Below are 26542 nucleotides of genomic sequence, written 5' to 3' on the forward strand. Positions count from 1 at the left end.
CCTATTCCAGCCGCAGCCCGCCGGCCTCCTCGGCGGCGCGGATCAGGTCGGCGATCGAGTCGTCGGGCGAGAGTCCCTCGCTCGCGGCGAAGCGTTTGAGCGCGACGGTCGGGATCTCGACGGGGGTGTCGGCGGCGACGAGCAGCAGTCCGAGCGCCTCCGGCGGCGGGGAGTCGCCGCCGGCGTTGGCGGCGAACCACGAGACGAGCGCGTCGAAGGTGTCGGTGACGTCGTTCGAGACCATGCGGTTGCGGCTGGTCTCCCCGCGGGCGTGGAGGGTCGCGTCGAAGCCGTACGCGAAGCCGTCGTCGTCGAAGGAGCTCGCGAGCCACCGGCTCACCGCCCGTCGGTCGACCTCGCCGCTCGCGGTTGCAGGCCGTGCGCGATGGCCACCGCCCCCGCCCGCGGTGCTCGCGCGTGGGTCGGCTCCCGTGGGTTCGCGTTCGCTGGCGTGTTTCGGTTCGGCGGGGGTCTCGAAGCCGGAGTCCTTCGTGAGGGGATCGGGTGGGGGCGTGCCGTCGACGTTCGGGCGGCCGCTCGTGCCGACGACGTAGCGGCCGTCGTCGATCTCCGCGACGCGCTCGTCCTCGGTGAAATCGAGGTCGTCGGGCGTCGCCGGCGACTTGTCGTCGTCACTCATGGGGAACGATAGCGCGCGACAAAAGAAAGCTGTTCCGGGGGTTCGAGACGCTTACAGCGCGACCGCGTCGCGGTCGATGAGCGAGTCGGGAACACGGACCTCCTCGATGGTGGTCGCGCCGGAGGCGGTCGTCAGGCGGACCTCCATCGTGTCGCCGCCCTCGAGGTCACCGGCCCAGGCTTGATCGCCCTCAACCGAGTCGTCATTAACTTCACTGACGTCATTGTTATTCATCGGAACGCCCTCCTCGAAAGAGAAGTAGACGTTACTACTGGTGTCGTCATCCTCAAATGCGTAGCCAGCAAAACTGATCTGGTACCGGTCACTCGAACTGGTGATCACCGAATCCTCACCGTCTCCAGTAATTTCACTGATGGCAACCGGTGCTTCAGTGTGGTCCGCATTCGAATCATCTGCATCGAGTGTGCTGCCCGGGTCATCGACCCCATCTCCAAGGACGACCTGCTCGACGCCGTCGTCAGTGATGAGTTCGGCGGTAACGTCCTCGAGATCGATGTCGTCCGCGCCCGGTGCTTGCGTTACGGTTAGGTCGACCCCATATAACGCGAGGTCGTCACCATCGGCACCTTCCGAGCTGTCGATATCATCATCGGTGATCTCGGCGACCTGTCCAGTCGCGGACTGGACCTCGATACGATCACTCACTTGACTGGAACTCTCTTCACCCGTTGCCTCCGCTTGCGTTTGGAGGAAGCCAGCGGTGTTGATGAGCACGCCGGCGGCGATCGCCGCGACAAGCACCATTGCGATGAACACAATGAGGGTGCCGATACCCACCTGACCGCGCTCCTCATCCGTTATAAACTCGAACATGTTGGTTGTGTGCGCCCGAAACTTTTCTGACGGGCTTATTTTGAAGGATGCTGATCATCTACTTAAGATCCCGGTGCCAGCTATTTATTCTGATAACGCTCGACTGAGCACGCCACGTTTCGACGTTACGATCCTGGTGCGACGGATCCGGTTGTGCGGCTCGTTGGCACAGGCGCTTAAAAAGTATTAGCGGTGAATGCCGTTACAGCGAGACGGCGTCGCGGTCGATGAGCGAGTCAGGGACACGGACCTCCTCGACGGTGGTCGCGCCAGCGGCCGTCGTCAGACGGACTTCCATCGTGTCGCCACCCTGAAGGAAGCCTTCCCAGGTTCCTTCGTCGGGTGCAATATCGTCTGCCCCCTCTTCAAAGGCACCATCGTCCATGTCACCCTCGTTAGCACCATCGAAGTCGATAATGTACCGATCACCGTTATCGGTAAGGACGTTATCATCACCGTTCCCGCCCAGTTCGGAAATGTGAGTGATATCCTCATCGTCGCCGCCGTCTTGATCAAGGACAACTTGATTGACGCCGTCGTCGGTGATCATCTCGGCGGTGACTTCATCCAGATCAATGTCGTCAGCTCCAGGTGCTGCGGTGACGGTCAATGACACTTGACTGATAACGGAAGTATCAGGTGATTCACCACTACCTACCTCGCCACTACCGTCGACTGCCTCGAAGTCCCCGCTGTCAAACGTTCCTTCCGTCACGATACCAGTCGCACTCTGCACTTCAAGTCGGTCGCTCACTTGACTTGCACTCTCTTCGCCCGTTGCCTCCGCTTGCGTCTGGAGGAAGCCAGCGGTGTTGATGAGCACGCCGGCGGCGATCGCCGCCACCAGCACCATCGCGATGAACACGATGAGTGTGCCGATACCCACCTGACCGCGTTCCTCCTCCGTTATAAACTCGAACATACGTTTTGTGGCTCGATGCCCGCGCACGCGAGCACTACTCGAAAGGCCGTTGTCATCATCAATAAGCGTACGGTGCCGATTATCATACGTGATTTCAGCTCATTCGATCACGGGCGATATCGGCGGTGGCTGCACCGCTCAACGTGGTCGTAGTCGTGTATAAAAAAGGGAACAGTGCGCGTCTACAGCGCGACGGCGTCGCGGTCGATGAGCGAGTCGGGGACGCGGACCTCTTCGATCGTGGTCGCGCCGGAGGCGGTGGTCAGACGGATCTCCATCGTGTCGCCGCCTTCGAGGTCACCGGCCCAGGCTTGGCTTCCTTCGCGCTCGTCTACGTCATTACTGATTCCGTCGTCAGTCGGGACAACATCCCTGAAGGAGTAGAAGACGTCGTCCTCACCCTCTTCTTCGAGCGCGTATCCAGCCAATCGGATCTGGTAACGGTCACTCGAGTCGGTGATCACGTTATCATCGCCGGACTCGGTGATGCTGTCCACGTACACGGGTGCTACTGTCTCGATGTCGCCAATTTCATTAATATCGTCAGCGGTCGCGGCATCGGCATCTTCCAGTGGGACGCTAGGATCATCCACACCGTCACCGAGAACGATCTGCTCGACACCCTCATCGGTGATGAGTTCGGCCGTTACATCATCGAGGTCGATGTCGTCCGAGCCCGGTGCCTGTGTCACGGTGAGGTCGACCCCGTACAGCCGCAGATCACTTTGTCCTTCCGAGCTCTCGATTTCATCGCTATCGTCGAACCCGCCAACGAGCCCGGTCGCGGACTGGACTTCAATGCGGTCGCTCACTTGGCTTGCACTCTCTTCGCCCGTCGCCTCCGCCTGCGTTTGGAGGAAGCCAGCGGTGTTGATGAGCACGCCGGCGGCGATCGCCGCGACGAGCACCATCGCGATGAACACGATGAGTGTGCCGATACCCACCTGACCGCGCTCCTCTTTGTCTGTAATAAATTCGAACATGGTCTTAGAGTGAGACGGCGTCGCGGTCGATCAACGAGTCAGGGACACGGACCTCCTCGACGGTGGTCGCGCCGGCGGCCGTGGTGAAGCGAACCTCCATGGTGTCGCCGCCTTCAAGATGGCCGACCCAAGACCCGGCGTCTTCACCGTCTTCTCCGTATTCCGGACTGCTACTTAGGTCGTTGAAGATACCACCGTCACTGCCATCCACCTGATACCCAGCGAACGAGACGGTGAAGCGGTCGCTACTATCGGTGATGACGTTGTCGTCACCCTCGACGTTGAGCCCGTCGATCTCGACGAGTTCATCATCATCGAGCACGACTTGGTTCACACCGCTGTCGGTGATGAACTCGGCCGTCACGTCTTCGAGGTCGATATCATCGGACCCTGGTGCCTGTGTCACGGTAAAGTCGACAGTATAAATACCGTCGAAATCAGCGTCATCATCTCCGGGCTCTTCCAGTGATGAACTTCCGCCATCTTCGTCAATCCCCGCAACCTGTCCGGTCGCGGACTGGACCTCGATACGGTCGCTCACTTGGCTCGCACTCTCTTCGCCCGTTGCCTCCGCTTGCGTCTGGAGGAAACCAGCGGTGTTGATGAGCACGCCGGCGGCGATCGCCGCGACGAGCACCATCGCGATGAACACGATGAGGGTGCCAATACCCACCTGACCCCGCTCTTCCTCGTTTGTGATTGCTTCGAACATTTTGTCTCTCTGCAACGACCCGCATCTGCCCGGCGGGCGTTATCGGAGACGAGCCCGTTTCCATACTTAAAGACTCTCCACAAAATATCACACCGGATAAACCGACGCAGTCTAGCGGTTTTCAGGTATATTTCGGGCCGTAAAAACGCGAGTAAACAGTCCGGGACGCCGCCCGTTTCTCACTTCTGAAACTTGGTGAGATCGCTCTCGGGGATCACGAACTCGCGTGTGCCCGGTTCATAGACGACGAGGCTGACCGCGACGAGCGACGTCGCCGCCGCATACAGCCCGGTGTTCACCGCGAGCAACGCGACCGGGTTCGCGACCGTCCCGGCGAACCAGAGCGCGGGCGTCCCGACCGCGGCGGCGACGATCAGCCCGAACCCGGCCATCAACGCCGCCATCGACCGCCGCCCGGACTCACGATACGCCGAGACCGCGAACGCAAAGAGCACGCCGCCCGCGAGCGCCAACACCGTCGTCGTCACCACGTACGTCCCCGCCAACGGATCCATGCATCCATTCCCCCCACGAACGCTATAAAGCTCCGGTATCGAGTATCAATATCGATACGGAAACGAACGCGGAGTTTGTTAATCCCCATCGTGTCTGAACAAAGCGTCTGACGGCCCGCTCGAACCGCATATCCGGGGAATCGGCACCGACACGCTTTTACGTCTGACAATCATTTCTGATACCGAGAATGACGGGGGAGAACCTGATCACGGTGCTCGGCAACAAGTACAACACGGACATCCTGAGCGCGACCGGCGAGGCGAAATCGGCACAGGATTTAACCGAGGAGCTGGACGTCCCGATCGCGACCTGCTACCGCCGGATCAACGAACTCGAGGAGGCGGAGCTGCTGGAGCTCCACGACCGCCCGCTCTCGGATGAGCACCGCCGCGTGAAGGTGTATCGCCGGAAGGTCGACGGCGTCGAGGTCGACTTCCGCGACGGCGTCACCGTCGAGATCGAGGAGCGCTCGGCCGTGAAGAACCGCCTCGACGACGTCTGGCGGAACCTCTCCTCGCCGGAGTAACGCCCCCGTTTCTCCTCTCCGTCGCTTCGCGCGGTCTCCACAACCTCCGTGCCGTACCCCCGATCATCCCGAGTTGCCGCCCGTTCAGAACGACGGGCTGTCGGTTCGACCCATCATCGAGAAGCCGGCCGCGCGCTCGTGGATGATGATGCCGCCCTGGCCGATCTCCATCGGGAAGATGTCGGTATCGATCTCCTGTTTCCGCATCTTTGCGACCCAGACGTATCGGTTGACCCCCGATTCCGTCGGCGTCTGGATGAAGTAGATGTTCCCGTCGGTGAGGAAGTTCTCCAGGCCGACCTCCGTCTCCGGGAACACCGCCCCCTGCTCGTTGATGAGCAACGAGGTGAGCCCGTTCGCCTTCAGGATGTCCGAGAACTTGAGCAGGTAGGTCCGTTTCTCCTGTTCGTTCTCGAAAAAGAGCTGGAACATCGAGAGCGAATCGAGCACGAGCCGGTCGAAGTCGCCGTCCTCGATCGTCTCAAGCAGTCGGTCGACCGCCGTCGAGAAGTCGGCCTCACGCAGCATCTGCCGTTTATCAAGGATCACGATGTCGCCGTCGTCGACGTGCTCGCCGAAGGATTCGAAGCCGACCGATTCCGCCGCCGCGCGGATGTCGTCTTCGTCCTCCTCGAAGGAGACGTATACCCCGCGTTCGTCGTACTCGGAGACCCCGGTATAGAGGTACTGGATGCCGAAGATGCTTTTTCCGGTGCCCGGGTTGCCGGAGACGAGGACCGTCGACTGCGCCGTGATGCCGCCGGAGAGGATCGAGTCGAGTCCATCGACCCCTGTAGGGACGAGCGATGACATATCTACGTGATATACACGACCCCCTCATATAAAGGACCAGCCGTTACGTCGACGACCTCCCGGGCTGTCGACGACCTCCCGGCCCGTCGGCTGCTCATCCCCTCCCTCCGCCCGATCGCATCATTCCTCCCGGCGCTCGCTTGGGTCACATCGCCCACGGGCTAACGCCGATAGCTTTATTCCTCAACACGACGCCTACAACTGTATGCGCGGTGAAGCATCTTCCGTCGGACCGACGGTGATCGACGGTGGGTAAGCCGAACGTCCTCGTCGTCGAAGACGAGGCCGACATCGCCGCCCTGTATGCCGGCTTCTTGAGGGAGCGGTACTCGGTCACCGTCGCAACGACCGCCGCCGAGGCGATCGACGTCGTGGACGAGTCCTTCGATGCCGTGCTTCTCGACCGCCGCCTCCCGGACGGGAGCGGCGACGAGGTCCTCGAACACATCCGCGATCGCGAGCTCGACTGTCGGGTCGCGATGGTGACCGCGGTCGAACCGGACTTCGACATCATCGACATGGGATTCGATCTGTACCTGACGAAGCCGGTGAGCCGATCCAACCTCCTCCGGGCGATCGAGACGCTTCTGGCCCGGACCGAATACGACGACTTGCTCCAGGAGGCGGCCGCGCTCGCCAGTAAACGCGCGGTGCTCAAATCGGAGAAACCGACGGCACAACTGGAGCGCAACGAGGCGTACGGCGAACTGCTTGAGCGTCTTGAGGCGCTCGATGCCGACATCGACGACCTCACGGAATCCTTCTCGATGGACGATTATCGCGCCATGTTCCGCGACATCGGCGAGGCCTGATCCCTTCTCCGTCCCCGTTCACGTCCGCTCCACACTCCGCTTGCAACCGCCCCACGCTTCGTTCGCGTCCGTTTTCCTCGCCATCGACTGGCCTCAGGACAGCTGTTCGCCGACGAGTCGGTCGGCCTCCGCGAGGAACGCGTCCCGCTCCGCGGCCGGGATGGTCGCCCCCGCGGCGACGTCGTGGCCGCCGCCGTCGCCGCCGACGGACCGACTCGCCGCCTGCATCACCGCCGAGAGGTCGAGCCCGTCCCGGACCAACACCCCGGATCCACGGGCTGAAACCTTCAGCTCCGTCGCGTTCGCCTCGGCGAAAGCGAGTACCGGCTTCGAGCGGTCGACGGCCGGGGATCCGACAGCCATCCCCGCGACGATCCCGACGATCGTCTCGCGGATACGGCTCCCGGCGTCGAACCACTGGAGGTGCTCCTCGTGGGTAACGCCCTCCGATTTCACCCACTGCAGCCCCTCCGAGAGGTTCCGCCGGTGGGTTCGAAGCAGCGAACGAGCCTCCGCTAACGCCGTCCCGCGGTCGCCGAGACAGACGGCGAGTCCCACGTCGGCGCGCTCGTAGCGGGCCGTCGCGTTGAGCAGCGTGGAGAACTCGCTGACGTCACGGAGCTCCGTGCCGGGCTCCTCCTCGGTGAGCGTGTAGGAGGTGCCGACGAGCGTCTCGATCCGGTCCGCGGGCACCCCCGAACTCACCGCTCGTCGGATCAACGCGGAGACGAGCGTCCGCCGCTCGTCGGCGTCGAGGTCGACCCAGCGTCGCCACTCCCCGTCCGAGCGCACCTCGATATCGAGGTCGGTGAGGAACGCGACCGCGCCCGCCTCGTCGTTCGAAATACCCGGAATCCGGACGTCGGAGGCGTATTCGAGGAGCTTCGGCAACGGGCGTGTCTGCCGTCCGTACAGGTCGATGTCGGTCCGCTCCTCGAGTACGCCCGCGGCGACACCCTCGGCGACGATCGCCCCGTTGGCACCGACGAGCCCGTCGCGGCCGTTCTGCATATCCCCGACCGCCCCGACGACCGCGAGCGCCGCGAGATCTCGATTGTCGACCGGTGGACCCCCGACGTCTTCGGCGGCCTCGGCCGCCAGCGCCCGCGCGAGGAGGTAGCTCGCGCCGGCACCCGAAAGCTCGCGCGCGCCGTTGATGCCCTCCAGCAGTGGGTTGAGGTGGAACTCCGTGTCGACGTCGGCGGGTTGGTGGTGATCCGCGATGACGGGGACGAACTCGCCGGCGGCCTCGTGTTCGGCGATGACGTCGAGCTGTCCCGAGCCGAAGTCGGTGAAACAGACGACCTCGTGCTCGCGGGCGGCGATGCCGGCGATCGATTCGGCATCGAGCTGCTTTTCGAAGACGACGTCGTGGTCGATCCCGGCCCGTGCGAGCGCGGTGGAGGCGATCCCGGCGCTCGTGAGGCCGTCGGCGTCGATGTGGGAGGCGAGCAGCACGCGGTCCGCCTCGAGCAGTCGTCGCGCACACGCGTGCGCCCGCTCGGCGAGTGCTGGAACCGGCGGGTCGCCCGGGACCGGGGTATCGGCGGCGGCCATTATCCGAACGTGGCGCGTCATCGCGGATAAACCCACGCCTCCGATGGGGAACGCTCCGCGGACACGCGATGTGCCGTCGACGTGTCCGGCAGCGCTTGCCGTAACTGACAGTTATAGATGTATAGAATGATATGCACTGCATACATGACACGTGGGTTCAGCACCCGGAGTCTCCACGCCGGAGGCGAGCCGGATCCGGCGACCGGGTCGCGCGCGACGCCGATCCATCAGACGACCTCGTTCGTCTTTGAGGACGCCGACGAGGCGGCGAGGCGGTACGCGCTACAGGCCGACGGCCACATCTACTCGCGGCTCTCGAACCCGACGGTTGGCGTCTTAGAGGAGCGGCTCGCCGCGCTGGAGGGCGGCTCCGGCGCGGTCGCGACCGCGAGCGGGATGGCCGCGATGGATGCGCTCACGACCGTTCTCGCCCGTGCGGGTGACAACATCGTCGCCAGTTCGGAGATGTATGGCGGTACCTCAGCGTATCTGACGACTATCGCGAACCGCCGCGGCGTCGAGGCGCGGCTCGTCGACACCCTCGCGTACGACGCCTACGAGGAGGCGATCGACGGGGACACCGCCTACGTCCACGTCGAGACGATCGCGAACCCCTCGCTCGTCACGCCGGATTTCGAGCGGCTCGCGTCGATCGCCCACGAGCACGCCGTGCCGCTCGTCGTCGACAACACCTTCGCGACGCCGGCGCTCTGTCGTCCCTTCGAGCACGGCGTCGACATCGTCTGGGAGTCGACGACGAAGTGGATCACCGGCAACGGCACGACGGTCGGCGGGGTCGTCGTCGACGGCGGCGTCTTTCCGTGGGACCATCCCGACGCCGACTACGACGAACTCTCCGGGGGGTCACCAGCGTTCCCGATCGACTTCGTCGAGCGGTTCGGCGACGCCGCCTTCGCGAACGTCGTCCGTCAGCGTGGGGTGCGCCCCACCGGCGGTCAGCAGTCCCCCTTCGACGCCTGGCAGACCCTCCAAGGGCTCAACACCCTCCCGTTGCGGATGGAGCGGCACTGTGAGAACGCCCGCGCGGTCGCGGCGTTCCTCCGCGATGACGACCGCGTCGACTGGGTCACCTATCCCGGCTTCGAGGATCACCCGACCCACGCGGAGGCGACTCGATATCTCGACGGCTACGGCGGCATGGTCACCTTCGGCGTCGCCGGCGGCTACGAGGCGGCGAAGACGGTCTGTGAGTCGGTCGAGCTGTCGAGTTTCCTCGCGAACATCGGCGACGCGAGGACGCTCGTGATCCACCCCGCCTCCACGACGCACGCCCAGTTGAGCCGAGAGGAACAGATCGCCGCCGGCGTCAGTCCCGACATGCTTCGGCTCTCCGTCGGCATCGAGGACCCCGAGGACGTGATCGCCGATCTCGATGCGGGGCTCGCGGCCGGCGAGTCCCCGCCGGGGGTGTCCCCATGAGCACGACACCGAGCGACCACGGCGTCGCCGCGCTCGGCTCGTTCACCTTCGAATGCGGGCAGTCGATCCCGGAACTGGAGGTCGCCTACGAGACCTATGGCGAGTTCGACGGCGAGAACACGGTGTTGATCTGTCACGCGCTCACCGGCAGCCAAAACGTCTCGCGGACGCCACACGCCGAGGACGCCGGGCAGGCCGGACAGGCCCGCGCGTGGTGGGACGACGTCGTCGGGCCCGGCAAGGCCATCGACACCACGAAGTACTACGTCGTCTGCGCGAACGTCCCCGGATCCTGTTATGGCACCACCGGGCCCGCAAGCGAGCGACCCGCGGATCTCGACCATCCGACCTCGCCCGATCACGACCGCTGGGGGACCGCCTTCCCGCCGGTACAGGTGGAAGACTGGACGCGCGCGCAACGCCGCCTGCTCGATCACCTCGGCGTCGGCCGGCTCCGGGCGGTCATCGGCGGCAGCGTCGGCGGGATGAACGCGTTGGAGTGGGCCAAACGCTATCCCGACGATGTCGATCGGCTCATCGTCGTCGCCGCCGCGGCACGTCTCGACGCCCAGTGTCTCGCGCTCGATGCGATCGCCCGGCGCGCGATCCGGGCGGATCCGAACTGGAACGGGGGCGACTACTACGGCGAGGACCGACCGGATCCGTCCCATGGGCTCGCGATCGCCCGACAGATCGGGCACGTGATGTACCTCTCGAAGGCGTCGATGGAGCGGAAGTTCGGTCGGCGGTCGGCGGGTCGCGACTCGCTCTCACGCGACGACGGTGGGCTCGGGCTCCCGACCGATCCGGCGGGGACCTTCTTCCCGTACCGTGAGGTCGAGTCCTATCTCGACTATCAGGCGGAGGGGTTCACCGATCGGTTCGATGCGAACAGCTACCTGTATCTGACGCGTGCGATGGACGAGTACGACCTCGCCGCCGGCTATACGACCGACGCGGAGGCGGTCGCCGCCTTCGAAGGCGAGACGCTGCTTGTGAGTTTCACGGGCGACTGGCACTTCACCGTGTCACAGTCCCGGGCGCTCGCGGACGCCTTCCGCGAGGTGGACGTCCCGGTCGCCCACCACGTGATCGACTCGGACCACGGGCACGACGCCTTCCTCGTCGAACCCGAACGGGTCGGTCCGCCGATCCGGGACTTCCTCGCGGACGGGGTCGAGGGCCGTGCCGTCACCGACGAGGACGACGATGGGGACGATCCCCCGGCGGTCGATCACGCCCCCGTCCATTCGAGCCTCTTCGGTGGATGATCACGGCCGTCCCTCCGGGGTCGGCCGCTTCGATCCGAACGTTCATGGCGGGCGCTGGCGATGGAAGGGATGATGTCCGAGGAGGATCCAACCGTGCCGATCGTCTGTACCGAATGCGGGACGGAGACGCGCGTGCCCCTATCGGACGTTCCGGACGCGCTCTCGCGGCACAACGACGGCAAACACGACGGCGAGGAGGTCGCGGAGGTCGACCCGGTGTTGAAGGATCGCCTCGCCGATCTCGTCGCCGAGGATCTCGGGCTGTTCGACGAGCCGCCGGACGGCTAGCTTCGTTCGGCCAACGGGTCGGTTGCCCGGATCGGTCGCCCGAGCCGACTCAGTCGTTTTCGGCGAGTGCGCCCCGTGGGTTCCCCTTATGATGTAAGTTTCGGTTATCCCACTTCCTGACGGTCGTCGCCGGGATCACTTCCTCGACCTCCGCCCGTGGCCGACCCGTGTAGCCGTGTCCGGAATGCTCCGCACAGTGGGCCATGGCGTCGTGTGCGCCCTCCCAGGGGCCCGCCTCGCAGTCGTCATCGGTGCAGACGAACACTACGTCGTGTGGCATGGTTATCACGCCGTTTCGTTTCAGTCACAAAAACCTTGTAGCGCAAATTATCTTCACTGATAACGATCGGGACGATCGGCGACACCCGCGAGAAACCGACGGATCCGATCACAGGTGTCCTCCCAGTTCGGGTGCCGTTCGAACGTCTCCCGTGCCGCCCGGCTCATTCGACCGAGACGGTCGCGGTCGCGGATCAACGGTTCGATCGCGTCGGCGACCGCCGCCGGATCCTCCGGCGGGATCAGCGCGCCGTTCGTATCGTTGACGAACTCCTCGGCTCCCCCACGGGCGGCGGCGATCGCCGGCAACCCGAACGCCATTCCCTCCAGATAGACGATCCCGAACGGCTCGTATCGCGACGGGACGGCAAGGACGTGCGCGTCGCGAAGCTCCTCGCGCAGTCGCTCGTCGTCGACACGGCCGAGAAACGAGACCGCCTCCGCGACCCCGCGGCGCTTCGCCAGCGTCCGGGCGTCCGCGACGCATTCGGGGTCGACGGCGGTATCGCCGACGACACGGAGCTCCCACGGTGCGTCGATCCGTGCAAGCCCCTGGATGAGCGTCTTTACCCCCTTTCGTGGCGTCACGTTGCCGACGAAGACGACCCGGAACGGCTCACCCCGAAGGTGCTCGGCCGACGGCGACCGTCCGGTTCCGAGCCGGTCGCCCGCGGGTGGGGCGACGACGTCGTGCAGCTCGGCGCTCGGTGTGCCGACGAGCGCGGCGACCGCCCCGCGCGTCGCCGAACTGTTGTGAATGTAGCCGTCGACGCCCCGCAGATACGCGCGTTCGAGCGCCGTCACCGTCCACACACGCATCCGTGCCGTCGCCGTCGTCCCGCCGCGCCACGGTCGCCGTGTCGCCGCCGATCGGAGGTAGTGGACGAGCGCGATAACGGGGGTGTCTCGCAACCGGCGATTGCACAGAACCACCGAAGGATGACAGAACGCGTCCTGCACCACCACGTCGCAGGCGCGAAGGCGATCGACGAGCCCCGGCGTGGCGTTCGTCGCGATCGCCCGGCGGTACCGCCGCTCCGGCAAGGAGATGACGTCAACGTCCAGTCCACGTCCTCGGAGGTGGTCCACGAGCCGACGGTCATAGAGGTAGCCTCCCGATCGCTCGTCGAGCTCGCCGTACACGACGAATCCGACCCGCAGGGGGCCATCGCCGCCGCCGGCCATGCTCAATCGCCCGCGGCGGGCGCTCCGAACAGTTCGACGCTGGTGCCGTCGTGTCTGCAGTCCTCCAAGGCGTGTTTGGCGGCGAAGCCGGCCTCGTGTGCGGAGGACCCGCGGCCGACGCCCACCTGTAAGGCCACCTCGACGTCCGCGGCGACGTGATCGACGGCGGCGTTGAAGGCGCGCTCCGGGAGGTCCGGACAGACCGCGATCACGTTGTCGCCGCCGACGAAGAACGCGAGCGCCCCGTGTTTTCGGCGGAGATAGCGCATGAGCGAACCGTACGCGGCTTGGATGGTGCTGTACGTGTCGAACTCGTTGAGACGGTCGGTGTATTTGCCCGTCGCGTCCACGACGTCGAAGTGGGCGATCTGTATGTCCGACCGGTCCGTCTCCGAGAGGTACTCACCCGAGAGCACCTCGGTCCGTCCTTCGTCCTGTGCGCTTCCTTCGATCTGGAGGCGCTCGTTCGCCGCCTCGAGCGCGTCGATGGGTCGTGCTGCGACGCCCGTCGCGAGGCTGATGCTGACCGGATAGCGGTTGCCGATCGACTCCTGGAGGGTCGCATGTGCCGCCCCATCGACGCCGTTGGTCACGGCGATCATGTTGTCGAAGCGCGTCGAAAAGACGTACGCGTCCCGGTGGCCGAGGAACTGTGCCACATCGGCGAACAGGCGGGACTGTAGCGTCTGGAGATCCATCTCCCGACGTGGCTCCGGCGTGACCGTCCACGGCCCGTAGTTGTCGATCTGGACCAGGGTCACCTGAATCGTCACGGTAACACGACCTATGTGATACCGCCGCTTTACACTTCTGTTATCACGGCGCCGTGATGGGTATTATATTTTAGACATGCACGTGGGTCGTTCCGGCCGTCTCGGCCCCGTTGGGCCTTTCGGCCCGTCGTTCACCACGTCAGGTCGTCGTCGACTCCGTTCCGCCCTCTTTCTCGGGCGGTTCGACGCCCTCGGCGGCGGCGACGTTCTCGGTCTCCTTTTCGGCCTCGACGTGCCAGCGGTCGACCTCGGACTCGTACTCGGCGAGGATCCGGCTCACCTCCGATTTCAGCTCGTCGTCGTTGACGTTCACCTCGAAGACGAACGTCTGTCCCTCCTCGCCTCGCCCGACCTGCTGGATGTTGGCGCTGACGAGTTCGTTATCGAAGTAGTAGGGGGCGATCTGGGTCATCACCTTCCGATAGACCGTGTCCTCGACTTTTCGGATCGCCTTCCGACCGACGGAATCGGCCGCGCGGGCGACGTGTTCGATCGAATCGCTCCATCGGTCCACGGCGACGTCCGCCTCGCCGTTTTCGACCTTCTCGTAGGACTCCGAAATCTTTTCACCGGCGGTCTGGAGGTCATCGCCGGGACTCCTTCCGGCGCGTTCTCCCTCCCCCCGATTCACCGATGCCTGCTCGGCCGTCTTCGCCGAGACGTCCTCGTCGATCCGTTCGTGGGATTTCGGCCGCCAATCGTCGAAGTCGTGGAAGGCGTCCCCGTCGACGCCCGCCTCACGCAGCGCCTGCGTGATCCGCTCGCCGTGCTCGACGACGTCGCCCCAGTCGCCGCGCGCTTTGAATCCGGAGATGCTCTCTTCCATCGGTTGGGCGTCATCTATGCGGTGGACCGGTATAAGCTTCCCCGAATCGAACCGTGCCGGTGGATGCGGGGTGGGGGCGACGGAATGGACACGCCGGTGGTCGATCGCGGGGCTTCGAAGTGACGGTCACGACTGTAGTCGTGTGGAACGTCACTTATTGTACATAAGGCGCGTACCGAACCGGTCGACGCGCGTTTTGATCCCCTCTATCCATGCGGCCGGGGAGACACGGCGAAGTTCGTCCTCGTCGACTTCAATACGGTCGTCGGCGAACGGATCCGTCGCCTCGATCTCCTCGGGCGTTTTGTCCATCTGAGCGACGTCGACGACGGTCGACGCCGAACACCGTCCACACTTTTCGACGTCCTTTGGCATACGTACACATGCCTACGCGTTCGATCGTGATTAACCCACCGCTCAGCGCCTGTATCGCAGGTGCCCGTCCGATCCCACCTCCCGCCACGTGCACGGTCGACGTCCCCGGATCGACGACGGCTTTTTGCCCGTCGACAGATACTCCCACGCATGGACCATTGCATCGTCGATCGGTCGGCCCCACGGATGACCGAACCACCCACGCCGCGATGAGCGATATCGACGGCGGGGATGACCCGCCCGCGTACACAGGGGACGATCCGTCCGCGTACGCTGAAGAGGGTGCCGTTACCGGTCGAGCGGACACCGGGCCCGGTGAGGAGGGGGCCGACGAGGGGACGGCCCGTCCCGAGTGGGAGGACGGCTACCTCGACCGCGTCGCCGAGCGGTTGATGTACAACTACGACCTCGAGCGTGGCCACGCAGCCGGCGGCGAGAGGTTCGATCTCTACGGCCGGATGGAGCTTCACAGCCAGAAGCACTTCTTTCACCCCTCGTTCAACTTCGCACATCACGAGACGGTGGAGCATCTCTTCGCCCGGCGTGTAGACCGCCCACGCACGACCGATCTCAATCGGCTCATCGAGCTCGGCCACGACCTCGCCGACGAGCGCGTGGAGGCCAACGAGGAGCACTACGGGACGGAGTTCACGTTCGTGCTCGTCGCCGAGGAGATCACCGACGACGTGGCCGGATACGTCGACGGGTTCCGTGACCGCACGCTGTTGAAGTACGGCTATTTCGGCCACTACGAGGTCAATCTCGTCGTCGTCGCGCCCGAGGACGAACGGCTCGTCGCGAGCGAGCAGGCGGACGTGGCGACCGCGTTCCGCACCTGGGCGCCCATCGAACGCGAGGAGCCGACGATCCTCGACCTCATCGCCAGGCGGTTCCAAGTCTAACGGCGTGGACGGCGGCGAAAAGAGATCCGAACCGCAGGGTCGGTATCGAACCGTTCAGTCGTCCGATTCGGTGCCGCCGTCGGCGGCGACCGCCTCGTCGGCACCGGCTCCCCGGACGTTCTGATAGTTCCTCCATCCCATCCGCAGCAGGCCGATCGCGAGCCCGAGCAGGATCAGGATGATCGCGATCTGTGCGACCGCGGCGATCTGTCCGATCAGGTCCTCCGCCGGGGCGGCCGTCATGCCGAGTAACGTTCCGCCGAGGATCTGGTAGCTTGCGAGCCACGCGAGGCCGGCGACGGTGATGGTGACCATCAGCGCCATCGGAAGCCCGGTGGAGTAGAGCTGTTTGGTATCGCTCCAGTTCGCGAGCCAGATGGTGGCAACGAGCAGCGCCATCGCGGCCAGCAGTTGGTTCGCGCCGCCGAACAGCGCCCACAGGTCCTCCCAACGGCCGGAGCCGAGCAGGAAGAAGGCCACGACCGTGATGACCGTCGTGTTGACGTAGCGGTTCGCGGCGAACTCCTCGACCTGCGTCTGGGGCGTGCCGACGATCTCCTCGAGCATATATCGTCCCAGACGGACCGCGGTGTCCATGCTCGTCAACAGGAAGCTCACTAACACGAGCGCCATGAACACCGATCCGATCGCGAAGGGGATACCGAACGCGCTGAGGATCGCGCCGCCGCCCGTCGCGAAGTTCGGAAGCGCGAGCCCGATCCCGCCGTCGGCGGCGGGGATCGCGACGATGGCGACCGCACAGAGCGCGACCGCGGCGAGCAGCCCCTCCGCGAGCATGCCGCCGTAGCCGATCAGCCGCGCGTCGGTCTCCTTATCGAGCTGTTTTGCGGTCGTGCCGGAGGAGACCAACGAGTGGAACCCACTGATCGTCCCGCAGGCGATGGTGATGAAAAGCAGCGGGAACAACGGCATCAACGCCGGAAGCAGGTCGGCCTGTGCGAGCGGACCGCCCTGTCCGAAGAAGCCGTACCAGGCGCCGATGGCGAACTCGAACGTCATCTGGTTGCCGGTCTCCGGGTTGATCGCGTCGGCGCCGGTTCCGGTGATGAACGTGCCGACGATGACCGCGAGCAGCGCGCCACCGACTCCCGTGTACAACAGGAACGACGACAGGTAATCACGCGGCTGTAACAGCACCCAGACCGGAAGCACGCTGGCGATCGCGCCATACACAAGCGTTACGAGCACCCACGCCGCGATGTTCTCGGAGCCGAGGAACGCGAGCGGGAACGCGTCACCGAGCAGCACTATCGTGCCGGCCGGATAGTCGCCCGCGACGAGCGCGACCGGGTACTGGATTCCCACCCACACCGAGGCGAACACGCCGGCGACGAACAGGATCGTCCCCGGGATGAACGGGAGATTAAGTTGGTAGAGCCATACGCCGAACACCAACGCGAGCGCGATGTAAATGAAACTCGCGGTCGCGGACTGCGGATAGGCGTCGAACACGACGGCGATGACGAGCGCGAACACCGCCACAACGAGGATCGTGAGCAGGAACGCGAACCACAACAGCATATTCTTGCCCTTCTCGCCGATGTACTGCCCGACGATGTAGCCGATCGACTTCCCCTCGTGGCGGACGCTTCCGGACAGCGAGACGAAGTCGTGAACCGCACCCATAAGCGGGTTACCGATGGCGACCCACAGCAGCGCCGGCGCCCAGCCCCAGATCAGCGCCGCGGTGATGGGTCCGACGACGGGCGCCCCCCCGGCGATGCTCGAGTAGTGGTGCCCGAGCAGCACCGGTTTCTTCGCGGGGACGTACTCCTGACCGTCCTCGTATTTGTGTGCCGGCGTCTCCGCGGCTTCGTCGAGCTCGACGAAGTTCGCGAGGTAGCGGCCGTACACGAGATACGCGGCGGTGAACATTCCCAGAATGATTCCGACGATCCAGATTATCCCTGCCATGTTACGTCCGGTGGCATGGGCTACCATATCATAAATATATCTCATTGTTCATGACATTATGGACCGGATTTCGGAATTAAAGAAAACGTGGTCGGGTGAGGTGAGATCGGCTGGCGGCGATATATGATCACTGAGTTTGTGTAAGAGGAGATAAACTATCCCCGGCGATCATCGCCATGTCGTCTCATCTCAGAGGTCGGTATCGACGTCGAGCTCGGCGGCGACCTCGCCGAGCAGATCGCCACGCACCTCCTCGGTCCGTGATTCGATCTCGGCGACGAGCGGCGGATCGAAGCCCTCCCGAACCTGGGAGAGCCGCTCGCGCTCGGTGGCGACGCGGTCGCGAAGATAGCGGGCCCCCCGACCGTTCTCGTCCGGGTCCGGTCCGGGGGTGAGTTTGTTGGCGACCAACCCACGGACCGAGAGGTTTCTGTCGGCGAACCCGTCTATCGCCCGCCCGGTCTCGTTGACCGACAGTTGGTCCGGATTCAACACGAGAAAGAAGGCGGCCTCGGAGCGAAGCGCCTCGCCCGCGTACTCGAAGAACTCCTTTCGCCGCTGTAGCCGCTCCAAGACGGGGTCGCCCTCCATCATCCGACGCGGCTCCATCTTGCCGATCGCCGCCTTCTCGAAGAGGTCGATCGACTGTCGCCGCTTGTACATCAACCGATCTATCCACCCCTCCAGAAGCTCCGGCAGTCCGAGCAGCCGAAGCGTCGATCCCGTCGGAGCCGTGTCGAACACGACGCGGTCGTACGGTTCGCTCTCCTCGCGCATCACCTCGATGAAGGCGTCGAACAGCGCCGCCTCATAGGCTCCGGGCGTTCCGTGGGACATCTCCAGCTGGCGGTTGATCTCCGAAACCATCGCGGCCGAAACCTGCTCGGAGAGCGCCTCGCGGATCCCCTGGAGATGTCTCTGGACCTCCTCTTCGGGATCGATCTCCATCGCGTCGAGGTGATCGATCCCATCAACCGGCTCAGGGTCGTCGCCGAAGGGCTGATCGAAGACGTCGGTGACCGAGTGAGCCGGATCCGTGGAGACGACGAGCGTTTCGACGCCGTCTTCGGCACACTTCCTCGCGTACGCACACGAGACGGTCGTCTTGCCGACCCCGCCCTTTCCGCCGAAGAAGACGAACGGCTCCATCAGAAGTGGTACTGCTGGCCCTTTCGCTCGATGAGGCTCTCACGGTCCCAGAGACGCCGCTCCCACGCCTCGAACTCCCGCTCGAGATACGGAAGGAGCTCGGCGGTGTAATAGGAAACGGGCGAGGGGACGCCGAACGCGTCGGGGAAACACGCGAGCATGAATTCGTCCTCGGCGTCCTCGGCCTCCTTTTCGATCTTCTCGTAGGCCGGATGGGTGATCATGCCGTGATACAACCCGCGAAGCCACTCCTCAAGGTGCTCCCGGAAGATGGCGATCCGGTCGGCCAGCGTCATGGATCGACACGTTGTGGGGGGATCGGTAAAAGCTGTCGCGGTCGGAAGGGATCGTCCGTCCGACCGGTTCCGCTAACGGCGGTCATCGATCACTCTTCGTCGCCGTTGGCGAACCCGAGCGTCACGCCGTCCGCGTCGACGGTCACGCCGGCCGCACAGACCGGATGCTCGAAGTCGGCTCCGAGCACCTCGACCGCGGCGTCGGCCGCCGTGGTTGCCGAGAGCGAATATGGCTCCGGCGAGTCGCGCTCGTAGGTCGCCACCAGCGTCGGCTCCGAGACGGTCTCGATGAGCAATGCGTCACGGCGAACCGTCCCGATCGTCGCCGTCTCCACGCCGACGACGCCCGCGATCCGTGGCGTGTCGTAGTCGTCCTTCTCGAAGTCGAGCGCCAACAGCGCGGTCACGAGCGCGTCACGGGCCGGATAGCCCAGTTCGAGCTTTTCGGCGATCGGATCGACGTGCGAGCCGTTCCCAACGACGGCCAGCTGCTCATCTGTCGGGGTCGTCACCGCCCGAGCACAGTTATACGAGACGTAGGGATTCTCCGTTTCCGGTGCGTCGGATGTCGGGCCCACGGTCAGGAGTCCCTCGCGCTCCACGACGCGACGGTTCGGAAACGAGCGGGACGAGACGCGGTAGGCGCCGACGCCGGGTCCGACGACGGCGAATCGGCCGATGTACATACATGAACGTGGACAAAGTAGTGCTAAAAGGTGGCGATGTATCCATGTTCGAGGCTCTCTCACCGGCCGTCCTGTGAACTTATCACACGGGCGCGCCGACGCGCAACGCTTACAAACACCCACTGGCTACGGAGTTATGCTGCAGTCCATTGGGGTAGTGGCCAATCCTGTCGCCTTCTGGGGGCGACGACCCTGGTTCGAATCCAGGATGGACTACTTCTCACGCGTTCGTGACCGCCGACGAACCCTCCTCTCATCGCTTTTTCTCTCCCAACCCTTCGTTTCATCTGGAGGATCAATCCCAATAGGGGCGTGCGGTTTGGACTGGAACTAGGGGGGTGTCACTTTTCGACGTCGAGCAGGGCGATCCGTTCGTGGACGATGGCCTCGAGATCGCCGGCCGTCGCGCCGATCTCGTGTTCGGTAATCGAATACCAGTCGGTGACCGCCTCCGAATCGAACCGTCGCGACGTTTCGGTCGAGTCCCGCCCGTGTGCGTCGACCAGCAGTGTTTCGACTCGTTCGACGGCGGCGGTGAGGTCGGCATCCGGCCGTTCCGCACGCGGTACCTTCCCGAAGTCGGCGACGACGACGATCACGTCGCTCCGACCCTCGGGGACGCCGAGCCGCAACGCTTGGTCGATCTGGCGACGCCCGGCAGCATAGAGCAGTATCTCGACGGCGGGGTCGCGCGCGACCGCCTCGTCGCGAGCGATCGCCCGTGCCGCGAGCCGGGTGGCGAGCCGTAACGTCTCCTCGGAGACGATCAGGTCGGCGTCGAACGCCTGTATGACCGCGCCCGTTTCGTCGGTGATCTCCCGGATGGACCCGAGGAACTCGTCGAGGTCGTCGACCGCTGCCGTTCCGGAGATGATTCTAACCGATGGATCCGGTGTCGACGCGTCGAGCGACGGTGTACCGGCGTCGATCATCCGAAATCACCGAGGTTGGCCTGACCGCTGCCGTCCTCGTCGCTCGCGGACCCGGCGGTCGCCGCCGCCGAGGCCGACCGATCCGCTCGAACGCCCTCCATCGAGGGGTCTTCACGGCCGGCGTGTTCGAGGATCCGCTCGGCCGTCCGCTCCCGCCCGCGGAGCGCACCCAACACGACCGCCTTCTCCGCCTCCCGAAGGTCGACACGGCTCTCGATACCTGCCTCATACAGTCGACGAGCGCGCTTCCGTCCGATCCCTCGGACGCCGGCGAGGTCCAACAGCTCCTCGCGGACGCCGTACTCGACACGTTTCCTCGCCTCTCGAACCGCGAGGACCGCGTCGCCATCGACGCCCTCCACGTCGCGCGCGAGCGTCTCCGCCGCTCGAAGCAGCCACTCCGCCGTCTCGACTTTCCCGCGGACGTCGCCAGGGCCGACGCCGTAGCGCTCGGTGATCCGATCCTCGTCGACCTCGCTCGCCCAGTCCTCCAGCAGACGGGCGGTCTTCAGCGAGGCGAGCCAGTCCTCGAAGTTGACGTCGTCGTATGCAGACGGCGCGTCCCCGAGCAGTTCCTCCTCGCGTTCATATAGGAGCTCCTCGTACGTCTCGCGGTCGCCGGATTTCAAGTAGAGCTCGTAGGTGTCCGGCGTCCGGCTAACGAGGTGATAGAGTCCGAGCGGCGTGAGTTCGCGGGCCGCCCCCTCCGTCTTCTCCTCGCCGGCGCTTTCGCCATTCGCGCCCCCCGCGCCCGCGCCGGTCTCGGCCCCGGCGTCAACGTCCGACAGCGAGTAGGTTCCGAACGGCCCGTCGTCACCTTCGCCCTCGCTGGTTTCGATCCCATCTCCATCGCCCTCGACGCCGGTCCCCGAGAAGGCGTAGTCGGCGGATCGGTCGTCCCCGCCGTCCGCACAGGCTTCCCGAAGGCCGTCGATCATCGTCGCGGCGCTCATCGGATCGAGGTAGAGCCGGGAGACGGTGTGGCCGATCCCCGTCGCGGTGAGCGTCTCGCGGTTTCCGCTCCACTCCCGTTCGATGAACCCGTTTATTTCCAGGTACTCGAGCACCCGATCGGTGACGCTTTCGAGCCGCCCCGCGTCGTCGGTCTGGGTCGCATAGAGGGTGTTATCGAGGAACTCGAGTAACCCCTCGCGGGTCGAAGCGAACCCGGAGGCGACGGTGGCGAGGACGTGTGTCCGGAGCGCGGGTTCGACGGCGAGCTTCGAGCGAACGGGTTCGGCCTCCGCCCAAATGTAGCGATCGAACAGTTCGTCCATCGTGTCGGCGCTGGACGCGAGCAACACCGCCTCGCCGTACGGGTCGAGCCCCGGCCGTCCTGCGCGGCCACACATCTGGTGGACCTCCAGCACGTCGAGCGGTTTCATCCCGCCGTAGTCCCCGTCGTATCGTCGCCAGTCGCGCACGATCACCCGCCGTGCGGGGGTGTTGACCCCTGCTGCGAGCGTCGGCGTCGCACAGACACACTTGACGAGTCGGTCGCGGAAGGCGTCCTCGATGAGCGACCGATGCTCGCTCGCCAACCCGGCATGGTGGAACGCAGCCCCCTCCTCGACGGCGCTCGCGAGGTCGGTGGACGTTTCGGTGTCGGAGACGTCCCGAAGTTCCGATGCGAGCTCACGCAGTTCGTCGCGCTCGTCGTCGGTCAGCCGGCTCGCGGTCACCTCCCCTAACCGGCGTGCCGCGGATTCCGCGTTGCGGCGTGAGTTGACGAAGACGAGCGAGGAACCGCCCTGCCCGTCGGCCTCAGTATCGAGCGCGTCGGCGACGAGCGCGGCCGTTTGGTCGCCGCCGCGGTCGACGCGTACCTCCCGTTGGCTCCCGTCGTCGAAGTTGATCGCGTTGCCGTAGTGGACGCCGACGCGGAGGTCGATCGGTCGCCAGTCGGATTCGACGAGTTCGGCGTCGAGCCAGTCGGCGATGACGTCCGCGTTGCCGACGGTCGCCGAGAGCGCCACCGTCTGCAGGCCGGGATTCACCCGTCGGAGCTTCGCCAGCGTCACTTCGAGCGTGGGGCCCCGATGCGAGTCGTCGACGAGGTGGACCTCATCGCTCACGACACAGGTCAGATCGTCGATCCACGGCGCGCCGTTTCGGACGAGCGAGTCGACCTTCTCGCTCGTGGCGACGATGATGTCCCGCGTCGCGAGCCACTCGCCGTCGGAGTCGTAGTTGCCCGTCGAGACGCCGACGGTGACCCCGTGATCCTCCCAGCGTTCGAACTCGGCCTTCTTCTCGCTCGCGAGCGCGCGAAGCGGGACGATGTAGAGCGCCTTGCCGCCGCGTTCGACCGCCGAGAGCATGGCGAGTTCGGCGATGAGCGTCTTTCCGGACGCCGTAGGGACCGCGGCCACGAGGCTTTCGCCCTCAAGGATCCCCGCCTCGACGGCCGCCGCCTGTGGCGGATATAGCTCCGCGACGCCCTCCGCCTCCAACGCGTCGCCGACGCCCGCGGGAAGGCCGGAGAGCGAACTCGGCTTCATACGTGCCGGTTGTTCCCGATCCGGTTTAACACGTCGGAAGGATGGCGTGTGGAACGTGTTTTTATCTTTGAATGGTGTGGGCACTCCTGGTCGATTCGGTATATTAGGCGGATCCTGCACCATTGGAGACGTTGGTTCAACCACCCGCGAAAGCCCCGACGCGCTCGCGGTGCGAGGCGACGCAAGAACCGCAGGGAGGGAGCGGAGCGACCGAGCGAGGATCGCAGCGAGCCGCAGCCCGCGAGCGCGTCGCCCCTTTCAGTCCCACCCCGTGGGGTGTCGGGGTCGATCCCGAGCCAAGGGCAGCGGGCTCTTCGATTGTGGTATATAAATGATGATCCGATATGGCGGTGCCTGCGTTAGCCGCGAATGTGTTTGAGGACGGCGTCGACGTCGTTCGGCACCGGCTCCGGATCGCCGCCGGCCTCATAAGCCGCGTCGGGATCTTTTAAAAGGTGTCCGGTGGTTAGACAGACGACGCGCTCGTCGTCATCGACGACGCCCTGTCGGCGGAGCTTTTTGAGGCCGGCGAGGCTCGCGGCGGAGGCGGGCTCCACGCCGACGCCCTCGACGGCGAGATGTCGTTGGGCGGCCGTGATCTCCACGTCGCTCACGGCGATCGCCGTCCCGCCCGTATTTCGGATCCCGGGAAGCGCCTTCGGCGCGTTCACCGGGTTGCCGATACGGATGGCCGTCGCACGCGTCTCGACCTGCTCCCAGCGACGGACCTCGTCGGCTCCCTCCTCGATCGCCTCGACCATCGGCGCCGCACCCTCGGCCTGCACGCCGGTGAGCTTCGGGACGTCCTCGGGGTCCAACGCGCCGGATTGGACCAGCTCGCGGAAGCCTTTATAAATCGCCGAGGTGTTCCCCGCGTTCCCCACCGGAAGCACGATCCGATCGGGATAGACGCCGTAGTCGGCGTGGAACTCCTCCAGTATCTCGAAGCCGATCGTCTTCTGGCCCTCCAGCCGGAATGGATTCAGCGAGTTGAGCAGGTAGACCTCGCCGCGGGCGGCGAGTTCCTGAACGATGTCCAAGCAGGCGTCGAAGTTGCCGTCGACCTCCAGGATTCGCGCGCCGTGCAGGCTCGCTTGGGCGATCTTGCCCGCCGCGACCTTCCCCTTCGGCAACAGCACCAGCGTCTGCATGTCGCCGCGGCCGCCGTAGGCGGCGAGCGCGGCCGAGGTGTTCCCGGTCGACGCACACGCGAGCGCGTCGACGCCCAGTTCCTTGGCGACGCGGACCCCCACGGTCATCCCGCGGTCCTTGAACGAGCCGGTCGGATTCATCCCCTCGTGTTTGATCCGAAGTGCCTCCACGCCCACGGCCTCCTCGATCCGCGGGACACGGTGTAACGGCGTACCTCCTTCCGGCAGGGTGACGCCGAGATCGAACGGAAGCGCCTCACGGTAACGCCAGACGCCTCGGTCGGGTCCCTCCGAGTCGGCTCCCTCGCCGAAATCCTCGAACGTCGGCGGGTTCGCGTAGCGGACCTCAAGCAACCCGTCGCACTCGTCGCAGGTGTACCGGACGGCCTCGAAGGGCGCGAACGTCTCCTCGCACTCGATACAGGCGAGCCACGTTCCGTCGTCGGCACACGCCGGTGCCGACGGCGTCGGATCGTCGATAGCGAGACTCATTGGCGGCCCTCCGTCCCGCCGGCCCTTAAGCCGGCCGATGCGGGCGACGTCCACCTGCCCACGTTCCCCGTCGAACACACCTCGCTTATGCGTGCGCAACCCGTACCTCGTCCATGGCCTCGGAGCCGTGCGACGTCTGTGAACGTAGCGTCCGGATCGCGGGCGGGATCGGCGACCTCTGGAACTTCGCGTTCGAGTCGACACAGGGGTTGACCCTCGAACTCTCCGACGGCTCGGAGTTCTTCCTCTGTTTCGACTGTATGGAGGAGCTGCCGGGCGACCACGAGCCGACCGCCGAGGACGTCGCCGAACTCAAGGAGCGAACCGAGCCGGTCGAGGAGGACGGAAACAGCTTCTGGCACTGGCGATAACCGTCGCCAGTCGGCATCATCGCACGCGTTCTCTCGTGACTTCCTGAAGCCGAGCGATACGCGCGCCGGCGTATTTGATATCGCGTCATCTAGTTTATTGATTCGAACGCCCCCGTCCGCCTCCCCCCGATCGAACGGGCCACGGACGGCCCCCCGCGTCGACCCGTGGGAGTCCCTCACGGCGCATCACAAACACCATACGCTCCGGCCACGCGGGTTAGGGTATAGGTGGTTTCAGTGACCAAGAAACAGGATTACACGGACGACTACCGGGATAAGACGCTGTATTTACCGGGCCCGACGGAGGTCCGCGAAGACGTCATTGAGGCGATGGCCCAGCCGATGTTCGGCCATCGGATGGATCGGATGACCGACCTCTATACGACCATCGTCGAGGACACGAAAACGTTCCTCGATACCGACAACGACGTCATCATCCTCACTGCCTCGGGGACCGAGTTCTGGGAGGCGACGACGCTCAACCTCGTCTCACGGGACGGTCGCGTGCTCTGTCCGACTTCCGGTAGCTTCAGCGAACGCCAGGCCAACGTTACTGAGCGACTCGGCCGCGAGGTGGACCGGATCGAGTACGAGTGGGGCCGGGCGGTTAAACCCGAGGACGTCCGCGAGGCGCTCGAGGCGAGCGAGGAGGGCTACGACGCCGTTACCGTCGTGATGAACGAGACGTCGACCGGCGTCCGAAACCCGATCGAGGAGATCGGCGACGTCGTCGCCGAGTATCCGGACACCTCCTTCGTCGTCGACGCCATCTCCGCGCTGGGTGGCGATTACGTCGACATCGAGAAACACGGGATCGACGCCATCTTCACGTCCGTCCAGAAGGCGTTCGCGATGCCGCCGGGGCTCGCGGTCTGTGTCGTGAGCGACGATGCCTACAAACGGGAGGCCTCGAAGGGCACCTCCTCGTGGTACGGTGGGTTCCGCCGCTGTCTCGACTACTACGACCGGAAGGGTCAGACCCACTCGACGCCCGCCATCCCGCTCATGTTGGCCTACCGCGTCCAGATGAAACACATGCTGGAGGAGGGCCACGCCGCTCGCGACGAGCGTCACCGCGAGATGCGCGCATACGTCCACGACTGGGCTGACGAGCACTTCGATCTCTTCGCCGAGGAGGGCTACGCCTCACAGACGGTCACCTGCGTCGAGAACACGCAGGGGATCGACGTCGCGGCGACGATCGAGGAGGTCTCCGAGCGGTATGACATGGTCTTTTCGAACGGCTACGGCGACATCGCCGAGCAGACCTTCCGGATCGGCCACATGGGTGAACACACCGTCGAGAGCGTTCGCGAGCTGACCGACGCCATCGAGGACGTCGCGGAATTGTAAGTAGATCTCTCGCTCTGCGGAA

At 65.0% G+C, this 26542-nt stretch carries 28 protein-coding genes and 1 tRNA gene; 9 read left to right on the top strand and 20 right to left on the bottom strand.

Annotated elements, in window-relative coordinates:
* Window position 1: 1 nt before the first annotated feature.
* From CHB65_RS08445 to CHB65_RS08470, 6 genes are all read right to left on the bottom strand, one after another.
* Entirely contained in the window at window positions 2–640 is a 639-nt protein-coding gene (locus CHB65_RS08445; RefSeq protein ID WP_089384624.1) for a DUF7500 family protein, read from the bottom strand.
* A gap of 51 nt (window positions 641–691) precedes the next feature.
* Window positions 692–1474: an archaellin/type IV pilin N-terminal domain-containing protein gene (locus CHB65_RS08450; RefSeq protein ID WP_089384625.1), complete on the bottom strand. Its 783-nt coding sequence runs from the start codon at window positions 1472–1474 to the stop codon at window positions 692–694.
* A 202-nt stretch (window positions 1475–1676) separates the two neighbouring features.
* The gene (locus CHB65_RS08455; protein WP_089384684.1) at window positions 1677–2396 is read right to left on the bottom strand and encodes an archaellin/type IV pilin N-terminal domain-containing protein; all 720 of its coding nucleotides are present in this window, start codon (window positions 2394–2396) and stop codon (window positions 1677–1679) included.
* Window positions 2397–2578: 182 nt separating this feature from the next.
* Window positions 2579–3379: an archaellin/type IV pilin N-terminal domain-containing protein gene (locus tag CHB65_RS08460; RefSeq protein WP_089384626.1), complete on the bottom strand. Its 801-nt coding sequence runs from the start codon at window positions 3377–3379 to the stop codon at window positions 2579–2581.
* Between the two features lie 4 nt (window positions 3380–3383).
* Window positions 3384–4091: an archaellin/type IV pilin N-terminal domain-containing protein gene (locus CHB65_RS08465; protein WP_089384627.1), complete on the bottom strand. Its 708-nt coding sequence runs from the start codon at window positions 4089–4091 to the stop codon at window positions 3384–3386.
* 179 nt (window positions 4092–4270) lie between these two features.
* On the bottom strand, window positions 4271–4606 hold the full coding sequence (locus CHB65_RS08470; RefSeq protein ID WP_089384628.1) for a hypothetical protein: 336 nt from the start codon (window positions 4604–4606) through the stop codon (window positions 4271–4273).
* 188 nt (window positions 4607–4794) lie between these two features.
* On the opposite strand from CHB65_RS08470, the gene CHB65_RS08475 reads away from it, so the two are divergent.
* Complete coding sequence (locus CHB65_RS08475) at window positions 4795–5133, top strand: helix-turn-helix domain-containing protein (RefSeq protein ID WP_089384629.1); 339 nt, start codon at window positions 4795–4797, stop codon at window positions 5131–5133.
* A gap of 84 nt (window positions 5134–5217) precedes the next feature.
* On the opposite strand, the gene CHB65_RS08480 is transcribed toward CHB65_RS08475, so the two are convergent.
* The gene (locus CHB65_RS08480) at window positions 5218–5946 is read right to left on the bottom strand and encodes an RAD55 family ATPase (protein WP_089384630.1); all 729 of its coding nucleotides are present in this window, start codon (window positions 5944–5946) and stop codon (window positions 5218–5220) included.
* A gap of 248 nt (window positions 5947–6194) precedes the next feature.
* Between CHB65_RS08480 and CHB65_RS08485 the strand changes: the two genes are divergently transcribed.
* Window positions 6195–6758 (top strand): HalX domain-containing protein, encoded by a 564-nt coding sequence (locus tag CHB65_RS08485; protein ID WP_089384631.1) that lies wholly within the window; start codon window positions 6195–6197, stop codon window positions 6756–6758.
* A gap of 93 nt (window positions 6759–6851) precedes the next feature.
* On the opposite strand, the gene CHB65_RS08490 is transcribed toward CHB65_RS08485, so the two are convergent.
* Window positions 6852–8315: a DHH family phosphoesterase gene (locus tag CHB65_RS08490; protein WP_089384632.1), complete on the bottom strand. Its 1464-nt coding sequence runs from the start codon at window positions 8313–8315 to the stop codon at window positions 6852–6854.
* A gap of 144 nt (window positions 8316–8459) precedes the next feature.
* Here CHB65_RS08490 and CHB65_RS08495 point away from each other — a divergent pair, with 144 nt between their 5' ends.
* The 3 genes from CHB65_RS08495 (at window position 8460) to CHB65_RS08505 (ending at window position 11314) form a co-directional block, all read left to right on the top strand.
* On the top strand, window positions 8460–9755 hold the full coding sequence (locus CHB65_RS08495) for an O-acetylhomoserine aminocarboxypropyltransferase/cysteine synthase family protein (RefSeq protein WP_089384633.1): 1296 nt from the start codon (window positions 8460–8462) through the stop codon (window positions 9753–9755).
* Window positions 9752–11026, top strand: a complete 1275-nt coding sequence (gene metX, locus CHB65_RS08500; protein WP_089384634.1) for a homoserine O-acetyltransferase MetX — start codon at window positions 9752–9754, stop codon at window positions 11024–11026. Before CHB65_RS08495 ends, metX begins: the two co-directional genes overlap by 4 nt.
* A gap of 72 nt (window positions 11027–11098) precedes the next feature.
* Window positions 11099–11314, top strand: a complete 216-nt coding sequence (locus CHB65_RS08505) for a hypothetical protein (RefSeq protein WP_089384685.1) — start codon at window positions 11099–11101, stop codon at window positions 11312–11314.
* Between the two features lie 49 nt (window positions 11315–11363).
* On the opposite strand, the gene CHB65_RS08510 is transcribed toward CHB65_RS08505, so the two are convergent.
* The 5 genes from CHB65_RS08510 to CHB65_RS08530 form a co-directional block, all read right to left on the bottom strand.
* Window positions 11364–11594: a hypothetical protein gene (locus tag CHB65_RS08510; protein WP_089384635.1), complete on the bottom strand. Its 231-nt coding sequence runs from the start codon at window positions 11592–11594 to the stop codon at window positions 11364–11366.
* Window positions 11595–11647: 53 nt separating this feature from the next.
* Window positions 11648–12778: a glycosyltransferase family 4 protein gene (locus CHB65_RS08515; protein ID WP_321166745.1), complete on the bottom strand. Its 1131-nt coding sequence runs from the start codon at window positions 12776–12778 to the stop codon at window positions 11648–11650.
* A gap of 2 nt (window positions 12779–12780) precedes the next feature.
* On the bottom strand, window positions 12781–13551 hold the full coding sequence (locus tag CHB65_RS08520) for a GTP cyclohydrolase III (protein WP_089384636.1): 771 nt from the start codon (window positions 13549–13551) through the stop codon (window positions 12781–12783).
* A gap of 139 nt (window positions 13552–13690) precedes the next feature.
* On the bottom strand, window positions 13691–14377 hold the full coding sequence (locus CHB65_RS08525) for a DUF5828 family protein (RefSeq protein ID WP_089384637.1): 687 nt from the start codon (window positions 14375–14377) through the stop codon (window positions 13691–13693).
* Window positions 14378–14527: 150 nt separating this feature from the next.
* Window positions 14528–14752 (bottom strand): hypothetical protein, encoded by a 225-nt coding sequence (locus CHB65_RS08530; protein WP_089384638.1) that lies wholly within the window; start codon window positions 14750–14752, stop codon window positions 14528–14530.
* Window positions 14753–14961: 209 nt separating this feature from the next.
* Between CHB65_RS08530 and CHB65_RS08535 the strand changes: the two genes are divergently transcribed.
* On the top strand, window positions 14962–15654 hold the full coding sequence (locus CHB65_RS08535; RefSeq protein ID WP_394335414.1) for a hypothetical protein: 693 nt from the start codon (window positions 14962–14964) through the stop codon (window positions 15652–15654).
* 54 nt (window positions 15655–15708) lie between these two features.
* Here CHB65_RS08535 and CHB65_RS08540 read toward each other — a convergent pair whose 3' ends face one another.
* The 4 genes from CHB65_RS08540 to CHB65_RS08555 all read right to left on the bottom strand — a co-directional run bounded on the left by CHB65_RS08540 (window position 15709) and on the right by CHB65_RS08555 (window position 19720).
* A complete protein-coding gene (locus CHB65_RS08540) occupies window positions 15709–17589 on the bottom strand; it encodes a carbon starvation CstA family protein (protein ID WP_089384639.1) in 1881 nt (626 codons plus the stop codon).
* A 189-nt stretch (window positions 17590–17778) separates the two neighbouring features.
* A complete protein-coding gene (locus tag CHB65_RS08545) occupies window positions 17779–18738 on the bottom strand; it encodes an ArsA family ATPase (protein ID WP_089384640.1) in 960 nt (319 codons plus the stop codon).
* On the bottom strand, window positions 18738–19034 hold the full coding sequence (locus CHB65_RS08550) for a hypothetical protein (RefSeq protein ID WP_089384641.1): 297 nt from the start codon (window positions 19032–19034) through the stop codon (window positions 18738–18740). The genes CHB65_RS08545 and CHB65_RS08550 overlap by 1 nt, the downstream gene beginning before the upstream one ends.
* 89 nt (window positions 19035–19123) lie before the next feature.
* A complete protein-coding gene (locus CHB65_RS08555) occupies window positions 19124–19720 on the bottom strand; it encodes an IMP cyclohydrolase (RefSeq protein ID WP_089384642.1) in 597 nt (198 codons plus the stop codon).
* Window positions 19721–19863: 143 nt separating this feature from the next.
* On the opposite strand from CHB65_RS08555, the gene CHB65_RS08560 reads away from it, so the two are divergent.
* A tRNA-Gln gene (locus tag CHB65_RS08560) sits at window positions 19864–19936 on the top strand.
* 125 nt (window positions 19937–20061) lie between these two features.
* Here the strand turns inward: CHB65_RS08560 and cgi121 are convergent.
* From cgi121 to thrC, 3 genes are all read right to left on the bottom strand, one after another.
* The gene (gene cgi121 / locus CHB65_RS08565; RefSeq protein WP_089384643.1) at window positions 20062–20652 is read right to left on the bottom strand and encodes a KEOPS complex subunit Cgi121; all 591 of its coding nucleotides are present in this window, start codon (window positions 20650–20652) and stop codon (window positions 20062–20064) included.
* Window positions 20649–23153 carry an ATP-dependent DNA helicase gene (locus tag CHB65_RS08570; RefSeq protein WP_089384644.1) on the bottom strand — a complete coding sequence of 835 codons (2505 nt, stop codon included), beginning with the start codon at window positions 23151–23153 and terminating at the stop codon, window positions 20649–20651. The genes cgi121 and CHB65_RS08570 overlap by 4 nt, the downstream gene beginning before the upstream one ends.
* A gap of 359 nt (window positions 23154–23512) precedes the next feature.
* Window positions 23513–24796 (bottom strand): threonine synthase, encoded by a 1284-nt coding sequence (gene thrC / locus CHB65_RS08575; protein WP_089384645.1) that lies wholly within the window; start codon window positions 24794–24796, stop codon window positions 23513–23515.
* A 113-nt stretch (window positions 24797–24909) separates the two neighbouring features.
* Between thrC and CHB65_RS08580 the strand changes: the two genes are divergently transcribed.
* Both CHB65_RS08580 and CHB65_RS08585 read left to right on the top strand, forming a co-directional pair.
* A complete protein-coding gene (locus tag CHB65_RS08580; RefSeq protein ID WP_089384646.1) occupies window positions 24910–25167 on the top strand; it encodes a DUF7561 family protein in 258 nt (85 codons plus the stop codon).
* Between the two features lie 237 nt (window positions 25168–25404).
* Window positions 25405–26520 (top strand): pyridoxal-phosphate-dependent aminotransferase family protein, encoded by a 1116-nt coding sequence (locus CHB65_RS08585; protein WP_089384647.1) that lies wholly within the window; start codon window positions 25405–25407, stop codon window positions 26518–26520.
* Window positions 26521–26542 lie beyond the last annotated feature (22 nt).

The sequence above is a fragment of the Halorubrum vacuolatum genome (assembly GCF_900188065.1).
Taxonomy (GTDB): Archaea; Halobacteriota; Halobacteria; order Halobacteriales; family Haloferacaceae; genus Halorubrum; species Halorubrum vacuolatum.

Excerpts from the sequence above, each read along its gene's own strand:
- CHB65_RS08445 (WP_089384624.1), bottom strand. The coding sequence starts at position 640 with ATGAGTGACGACGACAAGTCGCCGGCGACGCCCGACGACCTCGATTTC.
- CHB65_RS08450 (WP_089384625.1), bottom strand. The coding sequence starts at position 1,474 with ATGTTCGAGTTTATAACGGATGAGGAGCGCGGTCAGGTGGGTATCGGC.
- CHB65_RS08455 (WP_089384684.1), bottom strand. The coding sequence starts at position 2,396 with ATGTTCGAGTTTATAACGGAGGAGGAACGCGGTCAGGTGGGTATCGGC.
- CHB65_RS08460 (WP_089384626.1), bottom strand. The coding sequence starts at position 3,379 with ATGTTCGAATTTATTACAGACAAAGAGGAGCGCGGTCAGGTGGGTATC.
- CHB65_RS08465 (WP_089384627.1), bottom strand. The coding sequence starts at position 4,091 with ATGTTCGAAGCAATCACAAACGAGGAAGAGCGGGGTCAGGTGGGTATT.
- CHB65_RS08470 (WP_089384628.1), bottom strand. The coding sequence starts at position 4,606 with ATGGATCCGTTGGCGGGGACGTACGTGGTGACGACGACGGTGTTGGCG.
- CHB65_RS08475 (WP_089384629.1), top strand. The coding sequence starts at position 4,795 with ATGACGGGGGAGAACCTGATCACGGTGCTCGGCAACAAGTACAACACG.
- CHB65_RS08480 (WP_089384630.1), bottom strand. The coding sequence starts at position 5,946 with ATGTCATCGCTCGTCCCTACAGGGGTCGATGGACTCGACTCGATCCTC.
- CHB65_RS08490 (WP_089384632.1), bottom strand. The coding sequence starts at position 8,315 with ATGGCCGCCGCCGATACCCCGGTCCCGGGCGACCCGCCGGTTCCAGCA.
- CHB65_RS08495 (WP_089384633.1), top strand. The coding sequence starts at position 8,460 with ATGACACGTGGGTTCAGCACCCGGAGTCTCCACGCCGGAGGCGAGCCG.
- metX (WP_089384634.1), top strand. The coding sequence starts at position 9,752 with ATGAGCACGACACCGAGCGACCACGGCGTCGCCGCGCTCGGCTCGTTC.
- CHB65_RS08505 (WP_089384685.1), top strand. The coding sequence starts at position 11,099 with ATGTCCGAGGAGGATCCAACCGTGCCGATCGTCTGTACCGAATGCGGG.
- CHB65_RS08510 (WP_089384635.1), bottom strand. The coding sequence starts at position 11,594 with ATGCCACACGACGTAGTGTTCGTCTGCACCGATGACGACTGCGAGGCG.
- CHB65_RS08515 (WP_321166745.1), bottom strand. The coding sequence starts at position 12,778 with ATGGCCGGCGGCGGCGATGGCCCCCTGCGGGTCGGATTCGTCGTGTAC.
- CHB65_RS08525 (WP_089384637.1), bottom strand. The coding sequence starts at position 14,377 with ATGGAAGAGAGCATCTCCGGATTCAAAGCGCGCGGCGACTGGGGCGAC.
- CHB65_RS08530 (WP_089384638.1), bottom strand. The coding sequence starts at position 14,752 with ATGCCAAAGGACGTCGAAAAGTGTGGACGGTGTTCGGCGTCGACCGTC.
- CHB65_RS08535 (WP_394335414.1), top strand. The coding sequence starts at position 14,962 with ATGAGCGATATCGACGGCGGGGATGACCCGCCCGCGTACACAGGGGAC.
- CHB65_RS08540 (WP_089384639.1), bottom strand. The coding sequence starts at position 17,589 with ATGGCAGGGATAATCTGGATCGTCGGAATCATTCTGGGAATGTTCACC.
- CHB65_RS08545 (WP_089384640.1), bottom strand. The coding sequence starts at position 18,738 with ATGGAGCCGTTCGTCTTCTTCGGCGGAAAGGGCGGGGTCGGCAAGACG.
- CHB65_RS08550 (WP_089384641.1), bottom strand. The coding sequence starts at position 19,034 with ATGACGCTGGCCGACCGGATCGCCATCTTCCGGGAGCACCTTGAGGAG.
- CHB65_RS08555 (WP_089384642.1), bottom strand. The coding sequence starts at position 19,720 with ATGTACATCGGCCGATTCGCCGTCGTCGGACCCGGCGTCGGCGCCTAC.
- cgi121 (WP_089384643.1), bottom strand. The coding sequence starts at position 20,652 with ATGATCGACGCCGGTACACCGTCGCTCGACGCGTCGACACCGGATCCA.
- CHB65_RS08570 (WP_089384644.1), bottom strand. The coding sequence starts at position 23,153 with ATGAAGCCGAGTTCGCTCTCCGGCCTTCCCGCGGGCGTCGGCGACGCG.
- thrC (WP_089384645.1), bottom strand. The coding sequence starts at position 24,796 with ATGAGTCTCGCTATCGACGATCCGACGCCGTCGGCACCGGCGTGTGCC.
- CHB65_RS08580 (WP_089384646.1), top strand. The coding sequence starts at position 24,910 with ATGGCCTCGGAGCCGTGCGACGTCTGTGAACGTAGCGTCCGGATCGCG.